Here is a 17,312-nt window from a genome sequence, read left to right on the forward strand (position 1 = left end):
ATCCTTCAGGCGATTTCGAGAATAGCGGTCTTGAGGCGCGTCGAGTCGGCACCAACGGAAATGTCGAACAGACCCGGCTCGACGACCTCGCGCATCGTGATGTCGAAGAACCGGAACGCGTCCGGGCCGAGCGTGAACTGGACCGTCCGGCGCTCGCCGGGGGCCAGCGTCACGCGTTCGAAGCCCTTGAGCTCGAGGATCGGCCGCGCGACGGACGACACCTGATCGCGCACATAGAGCTGGACGACCTCGTCGCCCGCGCGCGCACCGACATTGGCGATGTCGACCGAGACGGTGACACTAGCCGCGACCCCGATCTTCGCCGACGACAAGCGCGGCGCACCGATCTCGAACTTGGTGTAGCTGAGCCCGAACCCGAACGGGAACAGCGGCGCGGTCGTGTCGAACAGATAGCCGCGACGCGCCGAGGGCTTGGCGTCGTAGAAGACCGGCAGCTGCCCCGTCGACCGCGCGACCGTCACCGGAAGCTTCGCACCGGGGTTGATGTCCCCGAACAGCGCCTCCGCGATCGCAGTGCCCCCCTCCTGCCCGACATACCAGCATTCGAGCACAGCGTTGGCCTGCGCCGTCACGCTCGGCCAAGATGGCGGGCGGCCGTTGATCGCGACCACGATGACGGGCTTCCCCGTCGCCTTCATCGCGGCGAACAGCGCATTCTGCTCGCCGAGCAGGTCGAGACTGGTGCGATCGCCGAGATGCGTCTTGGCATAGCCCTCCCGGCTCGTCTGCTCGGTGTCGCCGACCGCGAGCAGGATGACGTCCGCGGTGCTGGCGACGGTAACCGCCTCGGCGATCAGGTCCCGGTTGCGCGCCGGATCGGCCAGCAGCACTTCGTTGGCGGAGCGGTCCTCGCTCTGCGTGATGAAGACGCCCTGCGCATGAACGACTTCGGCCTTGCCCTTCAACCGCGCACGAACCCCCTCGAGCAGCGACACGGTCGCCTTGGGGATCGACGAATAGCCACCGAGCCGGGCGACGGCCGCGTTCGGACCGATCACGGCGACGCGCTTGTGCGCGCCCGGGCTGAGCGGCAGGACGCCGTCGTTGACGAGCAGCGCGATCGACCGCCGCGCCGCCTCGAGCGCCAGCGCGCGCGCCTCCGCATTGCCGGTCATCCGCGCCGCCGCTTGCGGATCGACGATCGCCTGTTCGAACATCCCCGACCGCATCTTCAGCGTCAGCATCCGCCGGCACGCGGCATCGACCGCCTCGATCGCCACCCGACCGCCGCGGACCTGATCGGCGAGCGAGCGATAGGCCTCGCCGTCCGGCAGGTCCGAATCGACCCCCGCCGCCAGTGCGAGGCGCGCCGCTTCAGCCTTGTCCGCGGCGATGTGGTGCAGCGATGCGAGTTCGCCGATCGCCGCATAATCGCTGACGATCGCGCCGTCGAAGCCCCATTCGCCGCGCAGCACGTCGGTCAGCAGCCAGCGATTGGCGTGGCTCGGGACACCGTCGATCTCGTTATACGACGGCATCACCGCGCCGATCCCGGTCCGCGCGACGACCGCGCGAAACGGCGGGAAGAAATTCTCGCGCAGTTCGCGTTCGGCGATCGGCGCGGGGGCGACATTCTCGCCGCTTTCGGGCTGGCCATGCCCGGTCATGTGCTTGAGCGTCGCGAACACCTTGCCGGGTGCCAGCGTCTTGCCCTCGCCCTGCAGACCGATCACCGCCGCGACGCCCATTTCCCCGCACAGATAGGGGTCCTCGCCGAACGTCTCCTCGATCCGGCCCCAGCGCGGGTCGCGGGCGATGTCGACGACCGGCGACAGCGCCAGCACCGTTCCATGCGCCCGCACCTCGCGCGCGATCACCGCGTTGACCCGGCGGACGAGGTCGCGATCGAACGATCCCGCCAACGCGATTGCCTGCGGGAAGCTGGTCGCTTCCGGCGCCATGAAACCGTGCAGCGCCTCCTCGTGGAACAGGATCGGGATGCCCAGCCGCGTGCGGGTCGTCGCCCAGCGCTGCGCTGCGTTGACGAACGCGATCGTATCGGCCGGCGCGCGCCAGCGGCCGGTAACGGCGGCGGCCGTGTTGGCTGCGGTGGCGGCCCCGCCCCGGTCGGATGGCCGCGCGATCTGGCCGATGCCATTGGGATAGGCCGTATCGGCGCGCGCCGGGTCGAAGCGCAGCGCGTCGTCCATCACCTGCCGCTTCGTCGTCGACAGCGTGATCAGCTGCGCGACTTTCTCGTCGAGCGTCATCCGCGCCATGAGATCGCGGACCCGCAGGTCGACGGGCGCGCGCGGATCGCGGTAGACGAGCGAATCCTTTGCAGCGCTCGCCAATCCGGGGGCCAGACCGGACGTCAAAGTTGCGAGCGACGCCGAACCCAGCCAGCGGAGCATGCCGCGGCGACTGGTCGCGATTGTCCTGAAACTCGTGCCGGTCACCCATCGTCTCCTGTCGTCAAACGCGGCATTGCTGTCGATGCCGTCATCGTGATAGCGATAACATGTTCGACAAGCAGACCCGTTGTCAATGCGGGAGGCTGTGCCGGGAGAGGAAAGAATGATGCGAGTGCGTTGGCTTTGCGTGGCGGTCGCGGTTGCGATGGCAAGTACGACCGGGGCGCAGGCAGAGGACGGCTACGACCTCTGGATGCGTTACCGCCCTTTGGCGAAAGAGGCGGCGACGGCGCTCGGTCGGGACGCCGAATCGGTCGAAGTGCGCGGCCAGTCGGCAACGTTGCGCGCCGCCGCGGACGAGCTTCGCCGCGGTCTCGCGGGGCTGACCGGCCACGCTCTTGCCATGGGTCCGAGCCCGCATCCGATCCTGCTGGCGACCTCGGCAGACGCTGACGTCGGCCGGCTCGGCCTGCCGCTGAAAGACCTTGGCGACGAAGGCTATATCGTGCGGCAGGTGCGTTTTGGCGGCCGCGACGTCACGCTGGTGACGGGGCGTACCGATCGCGGCGTGCTCTACGGCAGCTTCGCGCTGCTGCGCCACATCCAGACCGGCGGGCGGCTCGACCGGATCGCGCTCGCCTCGACACCGCGGGTCAAGCTGCGCGTGCTGAACCACTGGGACAATCTCGATGGCGTGGTCGAGCGCGGCTATGCGGGCCAGTCGCTCTGGGACTGGTGGACGCTCCCCGACTTCAAGGATCCCCGCTACACCGACTATGCGCGCGCCAATGCGTCGATCGGCATCAACGGCACCGTCCTCAACAACGTCAACGCCAAGCCCGACAGCCTGTCCGCCAGCTATATCGCCAAGGCCGCCGCGCTCGCCGATGTCTTCCGCCCCTATGGCATCAAGGTCTATCTGTCGGCCCGATTCTCGGCGCCGATCGAGCTTGGCAAGCTGAAGACGGCAGACCCGCTCGACCCCCAGGTCGCGGCCTGGTGGAAGGCGAAGAGCGACGAGATCTACCGCGCGATTCCCGATTTCGGCGGCTTTCTCGTCAAGGCCAATAGCGAGGGGCAGCCGGGGCCGCGCGATTACCACCGCAGCCATGCGGACGGCGCGAACATGCTCGCAGCCGCGGTCGCACCGCATGGCGGCATCGTGATGTGGCGGGCGTTCGTCTATGCCGACACCGATCCTGACGACCGCGCGAAACAGGCCTATACCGAGTTCAAGCCGCTCGACGGCAAGTTTGCCGCCAACGTCATCGTCCAGGTCAAGAACGGCGCGATCGACTTTCAGCCGCGCGAGCCGTTCCATCCGCTGTTCGGGGCAATGCCCAGGACACCGCTGATGCTCGAGTTTCAGATCACGAAGGAATATCTCGGCTTTGCGACGCACCTCGCCTATCTCGGGCCGCTCTTCGCCGAGACGCTTGGCAGCGAGACCTTCGCCGGCGGCAAGCGCGCGACGGTCGCTGAAATCGTCGAGGGCGGCGTCAATCGCCACGCGCTGACCGGCATGGCGGGAGTTGCTAATATCGGCCGCGACCGCGACTGGGGCGGATCGACGTTCAATCAGGCGAACTGGTTCGCGTTCGGGCGGATGGCCTGGGATCCGACGATCGGTGCACAGCCGGTTGCGCGCGAATGGGCGGCGATGACCTTCGGGCCGAACCCCGCGATCGTCGCACCGGTGACGGACATGATGATGGGCTCGCGCGAAGCGGTGGTCGACTATATGACCCCGCTCGGGCTCGCGCACGTCATGGCGACGGGCCATCATTACGGGCCCGGCCCGTGGGTCGCCGACCTGAAGCGTCCGGAATGGAATCCGGTCTATTATCACCGCGCGGACAAGGCCGGAATCGGCTTCGACCGGACGCGCACCGGCAGCAACGCCGTCGCGCAATATGCCCCAGAGCTTGCCCGCAGTCTCGCCGATCCCGCAACGACGCCGGAGCGTGACCTGCTGTGGTTCCATCACGTGTCATGGGACCGGCCGATGGCATCGGGACGCAGCCTCTGGGCCGAGATGGTCCATGATTATGACCGCGGCGTCGGCTATGTCGCGGACATGCGCCAGCGCTGGGACGGACTGCGCGGCCAGGTCGATGCCGAACGCTGGGCCAAGACCGCGACCTATCTGGGGATCCAGGAGCGCGAGGCGCGGTGGTGGCGCGATGCCAGCCTCGCCTATTGGATGTCGGTGAACGGCCGGTCGCTGCCGGCCGGCGCCGCTGCGCCCGCGCACGACCTCGACTGGTACAAGGCGCAGCACCCCGCCTTTGCCCCGGGCAACCCGCAGTGAGCGGCCTTATGGAGAAAGCGATGACGGTAGGATCTTCGGTCGCCAGGCCGACGGCGTGGTTGTTGGCAGCATTGCTCGCGACCGGCGCGGATGCCCAGCGCGCCGCGCCGACTGAGCGGTGGACCGGGAGCTGGGGCTCTGCGCAGATGATCGCGACCGGCGACAATGCGCTGCCGGCCGATCGGGCCGGCGCGATCACGCTCCGACAGGTCGTCCGTCTATCCGCTGGCGGCACACAGGTCCGCGTGCGGCTGTCCAACGCGTTCGGCACGCAGCCGCTCAGGATCGGCGCAGCGCATATTGCCCGGCCGATCGCACTCGGCACCGCGCGTATCGCGGGCGGCACGACACTGCGCTTTGCCGGACAGGAGACCGCGGTCATCCCGGCGGGTGGGGAGATCTATTCGGATCCGGTCGCGCTCGCGCTCGCACCCGGGGCCGACCTCGCCGTCAGCCTCTATCTGCCCGATCCCGCCACGCCACAGACCGGGCATCCCGGTGCGCGGGCCACCAGCTTCACGATCGCGGGCAATCACGTCGCCGACCCGCTTCTCGCAGGCGCGACCGCGACGCCACACTGGTATGCGCTCGCCGATGTCGAGGTGGCGGGGCCCCGCGTCGCCCAGGTCACCGGTGCGACACGCCCGTCGACGATCGTCACGATCGGCGATTCGATCACCGACGGCTATGGCGTCGCCCCGGAACGCAACACCCGCTGGCCCGACATCCTCGCCGAGCGGCTGCGCGCGGCGCCGGCGACACGCGCGCTCGGCGTCGTCAATGCCGGCATCGGCGGCAACCGGATATTGCTCGACGGGCTCGGTCCCAACCTTGTTGCCCGGTTCGATCGCGATGTGATCGCGCGCAGCGACGTCGGCTGGGTGATCCTGCTCGAAGGGGTGAACGATCTCGGCGTCTTGACGCGCGACGCTCCGGCAGCGCCCGAAGACCATGCGGCGCTCGTTGCGCAGCTGACCGCCGGCTTCCGCCAGCTGGCCGACCGCGCGCATGCGCACGGTATCAGGATCATCGGCGGCACGGTGATGCCGTTCGGGGGCAATGACTATTATCACCCGGACGCCGCGCTCGAGGCCGATCGCCAGGCGGTCAACGCCTTCATCCGCAGCTCGGGCGTGTTCGATGCGGTGATCGACTTCGACCGGGTGATGCGCGATCCGCGCCGTCCCGACCGCCTCGCGCCGGCATTCGACTCAGGCGATCATCTTCACCCGTCCGAAGCGGGCTATCGGGTGATGGGTGCCGCGGTACCGCTCGCGCTGTTCACCACGCCGCAGCGCTGAGCACGCGCCCGGCCTGACAGTCGCGCCGGTCCCCGCCTTTGCCGCCGGACCGGGCAACCAATTCGCCCGTTCCTGCGGTTGGTCCGAACCTGCCCGAACAGGCCCTGCCCCCCTTTCCAATGACGGGGCAGGTCTCTCCATGTCTCAAGTATTAAATAATCATATTTAAGTTATTTTATCGGCTATGGCTTTACTGCCACTGTGTCTAAAATACGCGACACAGAATACAGATTACCGTTGACAGTATTCGTGCCCATGGTAGCCCTATCACACACCGCCAATAAGAGCGGTTTCGAAAGGGCTGCGGTGATGCCGCAAAGGGGGAGAGAATGATGAGGGGTTCGTCCATACTCAATGCACTCGTGCGTTCGAGTTCAATTGCCACAGTTGCCGTTTGCCTGCTGAATCCGGCACAGGCCTTCGCGCAAATGGCGCCAGGCACCGGGACAGGGTCGCCTGCGACTGCCGCGCAGCCAGCGCTTCCGGCGACATCCACCGTGCAGGACGCAGGGCAGACCGCGAGCCAGGATCCGCAATCGGCCCCCGGGGACGAGATCGTCATCACTGGCATCCGCGCCAGCCTTGGTCGCGCTATCGACATCAAGCGCAATTCGGCAGGCGTCGTTGACGCCATCTCGGCCGAGGATATCGGCAAGTTCCCCGACACCAACCTTGCGGAATCGCTGCAGCGCGTCACCGGCGTGTCGATCAGCCGCGCCAACGGCGAAGGCTCGCAGGTTGCCGTCCGCGGCTTCAGCGGCGGCTTCAACCTCGTCACCCTGAACGGCCGCCAGCTTCCGGCGACCAGCATCGACACGAGCACCGGCAACGCGTTTGCGACCGGTACAGGTCGTTCGTTCGATTTCCAGAACCTCGCATCCGAGGGTGTCGCCACGCTCGAGGTCTACAAGACCGGCCGCGCCAACATCCCGTCGGGCGGCATCGGCGCGGCGATCAACGTCGTCACCCGCCGACCGCTGTCGGCTGAGGAGAGCGGCCTTTCGGGGTCGATCGGTGCGAAGGGACTTTATGATACCTCGGTCGAGAAGGCCGAGAGCGATCCCAGCAAGGTCACGCCGGAACTGTCCGGGCTGATCAACTACAAGAACCCGAACGAAACCTTCGGCGTCAACGTGTTCGGCAGCTATCAGCTGCGCAATTCCGCGTCGGTTCAATCCAATCCCAATTACTGGAACATCGTGCCGCTGGCCGATTTCCTCAACACGGCGGGCGCCTATATCCGGCCGACGACGGTGATCACCAATCGCCCGACGACCGAATATGTCCAGATACCGAACGACAGCCGGTACCAGTTCTCCGAGAACCGCCGCGAGCGTCTGAACGGCCAGGCCAACATCCAGTTCAAGCCGTCCGACCGCTTCGAAATCTCGATCGACGGCATGTATGCCCGGAACAAGCTGAGCGAAGAGCGCAGCGAGCAGACCAACTGGTTCCAGCGTCCGTTCACCGAAGTCACCTTCGACGACAACAAGCAGATGCAGAGCGCGGTGATCCTCGCCGAGTCGATCCAGGCGGACAAGGGTTACGAGCAGCAGCGGTTCGCGACCAAGACCGAGCTCTATTCGGTCGGTGGCAATGTGAAGTGGGACTTCACCGACAATCTGCGGCTGACGCTCGACGCCAACCACGCCAAGTCGAAGACCAATCCGGACAACGCGAACGGAACCTCGGCGACGACGATCTCGATCGGTGCGCCGGTACGCTCCTCGCACAAGGTTGATTTCACCACCGGCTTCCCGCAGCAGTCCGAGACGATCAACGACTGCACCGCAACCAACGGTGGTCGCGGCGGCAACTGCAACAACACGCTCGACATCGCGGATCTGGGCAGCCAGGTCGCGCGGAAGATCACGTCGACCCAGGAAGCCCGGATCAACCAATTCGGCGGCGACGTCGCCTGGGACCTGGGCGGGGGCAGCAAGTTCAACGTCGGCGGCAACTATATCGACGCGAACATGCGCTCGACCACGGTCAACACGATCCAGACGCTCGGCGACTGGGGCATCACGGATACCGGCCGCGTCGCGGAACTCGCCGGCGATCTCGTCGACACCTTCTGCCTGACCTGCAAGTTCGACAAATATGATCCGAAGTCGACAGGCTCGTCACTGGTCGCCTTCCGCGCCAACGCGGTCGATCTGCTCAACGTTTTCGAGCCTTATTATGCCGGTCGCGGCAACGCAGTTTCGCCGAGCCCGTCCTCGGACGATACCGTCGGTGAGAAGACCTGGGCGGCCTATGGCCAGATCACTTGGGCAGGCGAACTTGGCGGACGTCGCGCCAATGCGCTGATCGGCGCCCGCTATGAAAAGACGCGGGTCAAGTCGATCGGTATCCAGTCGGTGCCGAGCGGCATTCGCTGGTCGCAGGACAATGACTTCGCGGTCGATGGCGGGCCGCCCAGCGGCGCCGTCACGGTCAAAGCGAGCTACGACAATCTGTTGCCATCGCTCGATTTCAACATCGAACCGATCGACAACGTCATGGCGCGCGCCTCGTTCAGCCGCACGCTCGCCCGTCCCGACTATGGCAATCTGTTCGCCTCCGTCAGCGCCGGGGCACCGAACCGCCCGACCGCGCTCGGCGCAGCCCCTGCGGGCGCAACGCGCCAGGATCCGGCGCTGTTACCGCTGGTCTCGGACAATTTCGACGTGTCGCTTGAATGGTATTACAAGCCAACGAGCTTCGTGTCGGTCGGCTTCTTCAACAAGGACGTCCGCAACTTCATCGGCAACCAGGTCACCAGCGGCAATCTGTTCGGACTGCGTGACCCGGGTTCGGGCGCTGCCGGTTCGCGCTCGGGTACCGCGCTGGCCTATCTCCAGGCCAACGGGCTGCCGCTCAGCGACATCAACCTGTTCTCCTACACCGCGTTGCTGACGCAGAATAACGGCAACCAGGCGGCCGCATCCGCCGCGTTCCAGAACAATATCGATCCCGCGACGGGTGGCCTGAGGACGCAGTTCGTCGTCGATCTGGCCAATGCGGTCGATATCGTTGCCGATCCCAACGATCCCCTGTTCGAGTTCGCGATTAGCGGCCCGGTCAACAACCGCGAGGGCAACATCCACGGGTTCGAAGTCGCCTGGACCAACTTCTTCGGTCAGACCGGCTTCGGCTTTGCGATGTCGTACACCAAGGTCAATGGCGACGTGAACGTCGATCCCTATGCCGATCCCAACGTCAACATCTTCGCACTGACCGGCCTCGGCGACAGCGCGAACCTGACCGGCATCTATGACAAGAACGGGCTTTCGGCGCGTGTCTCGTACAACTGGCGCGACAAATATCTGTCGGGCACCAACCAAGGCGGCAACCGCAACCCGCTCTTCACCGCAGCCTTCGGGACGCTCGACGCGAGCATCAGCTACGACATCGCGCAGAGCTTCTCGATCTCGCTCGAGGCGGTCAATCTGACGAGCGAGCCGTTCCGCCAATATGCCCGCACCGAGACCAATCTGGTCTATGTGCAGGAACTGAAGCCGCGCTTCTATCTGGGCGCGCGCTACCGCTTCTGAGCACAGGCCGGCGTGCGCCTCGGCGCGCGCCGGCCACCGCATCGGACATTGGAAGGGCCGCAGCACCGTGCCGCGGCCTTTTCCTGTTGTCCGTCGCCGCCTGGCTGATAGACCCGGACAAAAAGGGACCGGAGCGGATGAACCCCGTACAGATCAATAATATCGATCATGCCGACCTGCGCGTCAGCCCGCGCGCCGGTGCCGCATTCAATGACGCGGCCAATCAGGCGCTGGTCTTCCCCGCCGAATTCGAGGAACTGCAACGCGAATTCGCAATCGTGTTCCGCCGCCGCGACGAGGGGCTTCAGGCCTATGCGCTGCTCGGGCTCGACAGCGACGAGAATCTCTTTCTGACCGATGACCGCTGGACCAGCCGCTACGTCCCCGCCAGCCACCGGCGCGGTCCCTTCTCGATCGGCATGACCCGGTCCGCACCGGACGATGTCGGCGAGGCGATGCTGCAGGTCGATCTCGACGATCCGCGCGTCGGTGACCCGGCGGGCCTGCCGCTGTTCCTCGAGCATGGCGGCAACACGCCCTATCTCGATCATGTCACCGGTGTATTGCGGCTGCTGTACGAGGGGATGGAATCCGCGCCCGCCGCCTATGCCGCGCTCGACGAAACCGGCCTGCTCGCGCCGGTCACGCTCACCATCGATGTCAGCGACGAGCGCCGCTACACCGTACCTGACGTGCTCGTCGTCGACCTCGAGCAGCTCGCGGCGCTCAGCGGCCCGCCGCTCGAACAATTGCACCGCTCGGGTATCCTGCGGCTCGCCATTCTTGCCGCGTCATCGCTCGGCAATATTCAGCAGCTGATTGCACACAAGCAACAGCGGCTCGCGGCAGTCGGTTGACCCTGGTGCCCGCCATCACCCGCCGGACACGCGTGATCGAAGGGGCGGACGCGCGGACCCTGCCCGTCGCCGATCTGATCGCGGAGGGCCGCCCGACGATCCTGCGGGGGCTCGCGCGCGACGTGCCGCTCGTCGCCGCGGCGCGTCAGGGCCCCGCGGCCGCGGTCGCCTGGCTCAAGCGGTTCGATGGCGGCCAGCCGGTGACGGCCTATATTGGCGATGCCACGATCGGCGGCCGCTTCGGATACACGGCCGACTGCACCGCGCTCAACTTCACCCGCGAGCGCGGATCGCTGTCCGCCTATCTCGACCAGCTTCTCGCCAGCATCGACGATGCCGCCGCGCCCAGCATTTATATCGGCTCGACCGACATCGATCAGTATCTCCCCGGTCTCCGGGACCAGGCGGTGCTCCCCTTCGGCGACCCCGACCTCATCGCGCATCCACCGTTGGTCAGTATCTGGATCGGCAACCGGACGACCGCGTCGGCGCATCACGACATGTCGAACAACATCGCGGTTACGTTGGTCGGGCGGCGGCGCTTTACGCTCTTCCCGCCCGATCAGGTCGCCAACCTTTATCCCGGGCCGCTCGAACCGACGCCCGCGGGCCAGGTCGTCTCGATGGTCGATTTCGACGCCCCCGACCTCGCCCGCCATCCCGGCTTTGCCGATGCGCTGGCGGTGGCCGAAGTCGCGGAGATGGAGCCCGGCGACGCGCTCATCTACCCGGCCTTGTGGTGGCATCAGGTCGAGGCGCTCGATCCGTTCAACGCGATGATCAACTATTGGTGGAACCCGACGCCGCGCTTCATGGACACGCCGCAGAACACGTTGCTGCACGGCCTGCTCAGCCTGCGCGACCGGCCCGAGCATGAGAAGCGCGGGTGGCAGGCGTTGTTCGACTATTATGTCTTCGGCGATGCGGCGCGCGCCGGCGCGCATCTGCCGGCAGACGCCCGGGGCGCACTCGCACCGCTGGATGCGATGGCCGCGCGAAGGCTGCGCGCCACGCTGTTGCAACGGCTCAATCGATGAAGGGATATGCGATGGATACCCCGCCGAAAACCCGTGTGATCATCGCCGGCGGCGGCACCGCCGGCTGGCTCGCCGCGGCGCTGCTGACGCGACAACTCGGCGCGCTGGTCGACGTCACGCTCATCGAGTCGGATGAAATCGGCACCGTCGGCGTCGGCGAAGCGACCATCCCCACGGTTCAGGCCTTTCACGCACTGCTCGGCCTCGACGAGCGCGCGTTCATGGCCGCCACCGGCGCTACATTCAAACTCGGCATCGCGTTCGAGGGCTGGGCCCGCCCGGACGATCGCTATGTCCATTCGTTCGGCGATGTCGGGCGGTCCACCTGGATGGGCGACTTCCAGCATTTCTGGCTCGAAGCCCGCGCCAACGGTCTGGCCGGCGACTTTGGCGACTATTGCCTCGAACTCCAGGCCGCAGAGGCGCGCCGCTTCACCATCGGTCAGCAGGGTCCGCAGCTTAACTATGCCTATCATTTCGACGCGGGCCGCTATGCCCGCTTCCTGCGCGAGCGCTGCGAGACCGCGGGGCTGACCCGGATCGAGGGACGGATCGCCGGGATCGATCGCTCGGCGGAGACCGGCCATATCGATGCGGTCATCCTTGCCAACGGATCGCGTGTCGCAGGCGATCTGTTTCTCGACTGCAGCGGGTTTCGCGGGCTGCTGATCGGCGATGCGCTCGGTGTCGGCTATGAAGACTGGAGCCACTGGCTGCCCGCCAACCGGGCGCTCGCGGTGCAGACGTCATCGGTCGAGCCCGCCCGGCCTTATACCCGAGCGATCGCGCACGATGCCGGCTGGCAATGGCGGATCCCGCTGCAGCACCGCGTCGGCAACGGCATCGTCTATTCGAGCGAGTACCTCTCCGATGACGCGGCCCGGGACCGTCTGCTGGCGTCCGTCCAGGGCCAACCGCTGACCGACCCGCGCCTGTTGCGCTTCACGACCGGGCGCCGCCTGCGCGCATGGGAGGGCAATTGCATCGCGTTAAGCCTCGCCGGCGGGTTCGTCGAACCGCTCGAATCGACCAGCATCCATCTCGTCATGACCGCGCTGACGCGGCTGCTCCGCGCCTTCCCCTTCGACGGGATCAGCCCTGTGGTCGTCGCGCAGTTCAACGCGCAAACGCGGCGCGAGATCGAAGGCGTGCGCGATTTCGTCATCCTCCACTATCATTTGAACCAGCGCAGCGAACCGTTCTGGAAGGCCTGTGCCGCAATGCCGATCCCCGACACACTGGCGGAGCGCATCGCGCTGTTCGCCGACGCAGCGCAGGCCTATCAGTCGCCGGACGACCTGTTCCGCGTCAGTTCCTGGACCCAGGTCATGCTGGGCCAGCGGCTCGAGCCGCGCGACTGGCATCGCCTCGCGCGGATGATGCCGCCCGAACGGCTCGGATCGTCACTCGCGGAGCTGAAGGCGGGGATCGCACAACAGGTCGATCGGCTGCCCGCGCACCAGGCGTTCGTCGATCGCTACTGCGCCCAGGACGCGCCCGGAGTGGCGGCATGAGCCTGAACAAATCCTGACCCGACGCGCCGCCTCAGCTCAGAGGTTGGCCTGTTCGTCGGTCGGCAACTCCGCGTCAGGGCCATAATAGAGCACGGCGCATTCGGCCTTAAGACACCCACCTTCGATGACGATATCGTCGCGATAGGCGTCGTGGATGAAGGCGAGCGTGTCGACGTGCTTCGCCTCGAAATACATCGGATGCACGTCGTCGCGGCCGGCGCCATAGACGACGCGCCCGACCTTCGACCAGATCGACGCCATCGTGCACATCCCGCAGGGTTGCAGCGTCGAGTAGAGCGTCGCCCCGCGCAATTCGAGCTCGCCCGTATCCTCGCAGGCGCGCCGGATCGCCATCATTTCGGCATGCGCGGTCGCATCGGGAAGCTCGTGCGTCTGGTTGCGTTCGCCCGCGATCATCTTGCCGTCGAGCACGATCACGCAGCCCAGTGGTGAGGTCGACGGATCCGATCCCTTCGACCGGGCGATCGCGATCGCCTCGCGCATCCAGCGTTCATCATCCTGCATCATGGCGTCACCTCCCGGAATCACCGTGTAACGCACGGAAGCAGGTCTTGTTCGCCTGGTTCGGCAGAGGGAGCCCTAAATCGGCGATCGACCTTTGCCGCCGGGTCAAATTCTTCGAAACGGCTGGGCGAAATCCGGCGATGCGCGTTGTCATCACGCGTTGCAGGACGGCCGATAGCCCGTCTTGCAGGACCTTTCGCATCCCGAGGAGCCATTGATGCCGACCACTCTCAAAGCCAAGTTCGACACGCGCCGCGAAGCCGAGATGACGGTGGAACGTCTCGTCCAGGAGATGAATGTCGAGCGGACCGACATCTTCATCACGACCGACGGCGCGGACAACAGCGCTGGCGACGAGCGAGCCGGCGCCGACACTGCAGGCGATGATCCCACGCCCGCGTCGCGCGCCGACGCCGCGCTCGAGGGCAAGATCATCGTTTCGGTCGATATCGCGGACGCCGCGCGCGCCAGCGACATCAAGGCCGCATTCGCCGAGTTCGACGCCAGCGAGGTGGCGGAGCGCTAAACGCCGTGAGGGCGGGGCGGACGACACGGTGTCCGCCCCGCCCCTGCGACCGTCTTTACCCCCTCCCCGACACCATGGAATCCGACATGACCGATACCACCGCCATCATGGCCCGCCAGCGCGAGATTGCGTCCGAACATCTGCTGTTCAAACTGATGGAATATGTCGAGGCGCAGCACCCTGGGCTGCTCGACTTCATGGAAGCCAGCCTCGACCATCTCGGCGACCCGGCGACCGACGAGACCAAGGACGACGCCGGTGTTCGGCAGATCGCCGCGCGCATGATCACCGGCGCGCGCAAACAGGGCGTCGACGAGGGCTGAATAGTCCGGCGACAGGCTGACGGCGGGGCGGCGAAACGCCCCGCCGCCCGCTTTTCTAGCAGGCGTCCTGTCCGCCGAGCACGTCGAGCGCCATGACGTGCGCAAGGTGCGACAGACCCTGCGGCAGGTTGCCGAGAAACATGCCCGTCTTCGGATCGGCCATTTCCGTCATGATCCCGACGCCGCGATCGAGCGCCTCGGAAATGCCCGCAAGCGCAGCCTCCGCCCGATCACGCTGGCCAAGCAGCGCACGAGCCTCGATCATCCAGAAGGTGCACGCCAGGAAACACCCCTCTTCGGCCCACACGTCGCTGTATCGATAGTGATAGGGCCCTGCCCCCAGTTCGCGGTCGATCGCGTCGAGCGTCTTTTCCAGCCGCTCGCGCCCGTCGAAGCCGAACCGCACCGCCAGCGCGAGCGACGCGTCGAGCTTGTCGCTGCCAGGGTAGAAGACGAACGCCTGCTTGGTCTCGGACCAGCATTCATCCTCGATCCACTGCGCGATCCGGTCGCGTTCGCGCGACCAGCGATCGCGGCACGTGGTCGGCAACTGCCCCTGGTCCGCCAGTTCGACCGCGCGCGCCAGCGCCTGCCAGCAGCTGATCTTCGACATGGTGTAATGCTGCGACTCCTCGAGCTCCCAGATGCCGGCATCCTTCTGCCGCCACGCGTCCGCGCACCGGTCCGCGAGATGCGACAGCAGCTCGGCGCTCGACGCATCGAGGATATTGCCGCAACTGACGAAGCGGGCGGCGGTCTCGAATATGTCGCCATAGACGCCGTGCTGGTTCTGGTCGGTCGCGGTGTTGCCGACCTGCACGGGTTTCGACCGCCGATATCCCGGCACGTCGATTTCGCTCAGATCGGGGACCAGCGCGCCGTCGAGCGTATAGCAGACGCGCGGGCCGTGTTCGCCCAGTCGCTTCAACAGCCAGGTGAACGCCGCCTTGGCCTCCATCTGCGCACCCGCCGCGAGAAACGCCTTGATCGTATAGCCGGCGTCGCGGATCCAGGCGTAGCGATAGTCGTAATTCTTCTTGCCGCCGATCCCTTCGGGAACCGAGGTGGTCGCGGCGGCTGCGATCGCACCGGTCGGTGAATAGAGCAGCAGCTTCAGCGCAAGGACGCTGCGGATGAACGCGGGGCGCCGTTCGCCGTCATAGTCGATCCGGTGCGACCATTGCCGCCATTCCGCGTCGGAGATATCGATCCGCTCGTCGATGTCGGCGATCGTCGGCACGACCAGCGGCTCGTCCTCACCCGCAACGATCGCGACGACCTCTCGCTGCCCCTGCGCGACCGTCAGCACGCCCGTCACCGCCTCGTCAGCGCGCTTCACGACGACGCCGTCGCTGTGCAGGAACAGCCCCAGCACACGGTCGACATGGAAGACCGGATATTCGCCGATCTTCGATTGATAGGGGCTCGCCCCGCTGGCTCTGCGCCCCGGGCGCATCTCGATTCTGAACCGGACGGCACCGTCGAGCCCGTCGATCCGGCGTGCGAGTTCGGTCCAGGGCAACCGGCCCGCCGTACCGCTGTTCATCGACTCGGTCAGTCGCGCGCGGCCGCTGTCCGTGATGAAGAGCGTCTCGAGCACGTTGCTGCCGGGCAGATAGCGGCGCTCGACGGTGAACGGCTCGGTCGGGGTGATGCTGAACCGTCCCCCCTCCTCCGGATCGAGCAGCCGGTCGAACAGCGGCTGAGAATCGAGATTGGGCACGCACCACCAGTCGATCGATCCGTCCGCACCCGACAGCGCGACCGACCGCCCGTCGCCGAGCGCGCCATAATCCTCCAGCCGCAGATAGCCGTCCTCACGCACCCCCTCGCATACGTCGTCGCGCGCGGGTCGGGTGGTGGCGCGCAGCACGTCGCTGGCCAATGCGGCAAGGGTCTTGGCCATGGAAGTGTCTGTCCGATCGCGTCTCTGCCCCCCACCAGGCCGGGTATTCGACGCTGGGGAAGCCGTGGTCGGACATGAACGTCGCGGCGTGCGCCAATATCCCGCCCCAACACTATTTTCCTGGCAGCAGCCTGCAACGCGCCGACCGGGTCCGCCCGCCGCTCAGAGCGGGGACACGTCCGGCATGAAGATATAGCCGTTGCCGCGTACCGTCCGGATCAGTTCGGTGCGGTCGTGCCGCTGCACCTTGCGCCGCAGCCGGCTGATATTGACGTCGATCGTGCGCCCCTTCGCCGGACCGTCGCTGCGCCCCAGCGTCGCGATCATATCGTCGCGCGAATGGATCGTCTGCGGTTGCGCGACGAACAGGTGGAGCATCTGGAACTCGCCGTCGGTCAGCCGGACATTGGTGCCGTCGGGGGCGGTCAGCGTCCGCATCCGGCAGTTCAGCGCCCAGCCCGCAAAGCCGACCAGATCGTGGCTCTGCACAGGACTTGCGGCGCCAACGAGTCGCTCGGTCGGCGCGGGGTCGGCAGGATCGGGTGACGTGCCCGCGGCCAGTTGCGCGCGTTGCCGCCGCAGCACCGACCGGATCCGCGCGAGAATTTCGCGCGGGCTCGACGGCTTGGTGACATAATCGTCCGCGCCCAGCTCGAGCGCGACAACCCGGTCGATCTCGCTCGACAGCGCGGAGAACATGATCACGCGCGGCGGATCCTGGGTCTGGGTCAGCGCGCGCAGCACCGACAGCCCGTCCTCGCCGGGCATCATCATGTCGAGCACGACGAGATCGCAGGGACGGTGCGCGAGCCGGGTCCGCAACGCGGCGCCGCTCGCCACGGCTTCGGCGCGCAGGCCGTGATCGACCAGAAACCCCGTCAGCAACTCTCGCAGCCCGGGATCGTCGTCGACGATGACGATCCGCGCGCTGTCATCCGCCCCTCGCGTGCCGGCATTGAGATCAGGGCCGGGCACGGCGACGGAAACGCTGTTGGTCAAAATCATGCGCCTCGCCTGCAGGTCAGTTCTTTCCGGCATATGTCTGGATGTTGCGCAATCCGTCGCGCCGGCAACGACCGGCGGTGGCGTGGCATGATG

The 17,312-nt window shown here is 66.5% G+C and carries 12 protein-coding genes; 8 read left to right on the forward strand and 4 right to left on the reverse strand.

What is annotated here, in order from left to right; translation table 11 throughout:
- Positions 1-5: 5 nt before the first annotated feature.
- Complete coding sequence (locus FHY04_RS04315) at positions 6-2,375, reverse strand: glycoside hydrolase family 3 N-terminal domain-containing protein (RefSeq protein ID WP_183935831.1); 2,370 nt, start codon at positions 2,373-2,375, stop codon at positions 6-8.
- Positions 2,376-2,541: 166 nt separating this feature from the next.
- Between FHY04_RS04315 and FHY04_RS04320 the strand changes: the two genes are divergently transcribed.
- The 6 genes from FHY04_RS04320 to FHY04_RS04345 all read left to right on the forward strand — a co-directional run bounded on the left by FHY04_RS04320 (position 2,542) and on the right by FHY04_RS04345 (position 12,934).
- Positions 2,542-4,686: an alpha-glucuronidase family glycosyl hydrolase gene (locus tag FHY04_RS04320; RefSeq protein ID WP_409349148.1), complete on the forward strand. Its 2,145-nt coding sequence runs from the start codon at positions 2,542-2,544 to the stop codon at positions 4,684-4,686.
- Between the two features lie 20 nt (positions 4,687-4,706).
- On the forward strand, positions 4,707-5,987 hold the full coding sequence (locus FHY04_RS04325) for an SGNH/GDSL hydrolase family protein (RefSeq protein WP_183935537.1): 1,281 nt from the start codon (positions 4,707-4,709) through the stop codon (positions 5,985-5,987).
- Positions 5,988-6,415: 428 nt separating this feature from the next.
- A complete protein-coding gene (locus FHY04_RS04330; protein ID WP_260171319.1) occupies positions 6,416-9,526 on the forward strand; it encodes a TonB-dependent receptor in 3,111 nt (1,036 codons plus the stop codon).
- A gap of 137 nt (positions 9,527-9,663) precedes the next feature.
- Positions 9,664-10,383, forward strand: a complete 720-nt coding sequence (locus FHY04_RS04335; RefSeq protein WP_183935539.1) for a SapC family protein — start codon at positions 9,664-9,666, stop codon at positions 10,381-10,383.
- A 5-nt stretch (positions 10,384-10,388) separates the two neighbouring features.
- Complete coding sequence (locus tag FHY04_RS04340) at positions 10,389-11,420, forward strand: cupin-like domain-containing protein (RefSeq protein ID WP_183935540.1); 1,032 nt, start codon at positions 10,389-10,391, stop codon at positions 11,418-11,420.
- An 11-nt stretch (positions 11,421-11,431) separates the two neighbouring features.
- Positions 11,432-12,934: a tryptophan halogenase family protein gene (locus FHY04_RS04345; RefSeq protein ID WP_183935832.1), complete on the forward strand. Its 1,503-nt coding sequence runs from the start codon at positions 11,432-11,434 to the stop codon at positions 12,932-12,934.
- 36 nt (positions 12,935-12,970) lie between these two features.
- Here FHY04_RS04345 and FHY04_RS04350 read toward each other — a convergent pair whose 3' ends face one another.
- Entirely contained in the window at positions 12,971-13,462 is a 492-nt protein-coding gene (locus FHY04_RS04350; protein WP_166748017.1) for a nucleoside deaminase, read from the reverse strand.
- A gap of 214 nt (positions 13,463-13,676) precedes the next feature.
- Here FHY04_RS04350 and FHY04_RS04355 point away from each other — a divergent pair, with 214 nt between their 5' ends.
- Together FHY04_RS04355 and FHY04_RS04360 are read left to right on the forward strand one after the other, a co-directional pair.
- The gene (locus FHY04_RS04355; protein WP_183935541.1) at positions 13,677-13,985 is read left to right on the forward strand and encodes a hypothetical protein; all 309 of its coding nucleotides are present in this window, start codon (positions 13,677-13,679) and stop codon (positions 13,983-13,985) included.
- Between the two features lie 86 nt (positions 13,986-14,071).
- Positions 14,072-14,308 carry a hypothetical protein gene (locus tag FHY04_RS04360; protein ID WP_183935542.1) on the forward strand — a complete coding sequence of 79 codons (237 nt, stop codon included), beginning with the start codon at positions 14,072-14,074 and terminating at the stop codon, positions 14,306-14,308.
- Positions 14,309-14,363: 55 nt separating this feature from the next.
- Here the strand turns inward: FHY04_RS04360 and FHY04_RS04365 are convergent, their stop codons facing one another.
- The gene (locus FHY04_RS04365; RefSeq protein WP_183935543.1) at positions 14,364-16,214 is read right to left on the reverse strand and encodes a glycoside hydrolase family 15 protein; all 1,851 of its coding nucleotides are present in this window, start codon (positions 16,212-16,214) and stop codon (positions 14,364-14,366) included.
- A 162-nt stretch (positions 16,215-16,376) separates the two neighbouring features.
- Positions 16,377-17,219, reverse strand: a complete 843-nt coding sequence (locus tag FHY04_RS04370) for a response regulator (RefSeq protein ID WP_183935544.1) — start codon at positions 17,217-17,219, stop codon at positions 16,377-16,379.
- Positions 17,220-17,312: the final 93 nt, after the last annotated feature.

Origin of the sequence: Sphingomonas sp. BK481 (genome assembly GCF_014194875.1) — a bacterium.
GTDB lineage: Bacteria > Pseudomonadota > Alphaproteobacteria > Sphingomonadales > Sphingomonadaceae > Sphingomonas > Sphingomonas aerolata.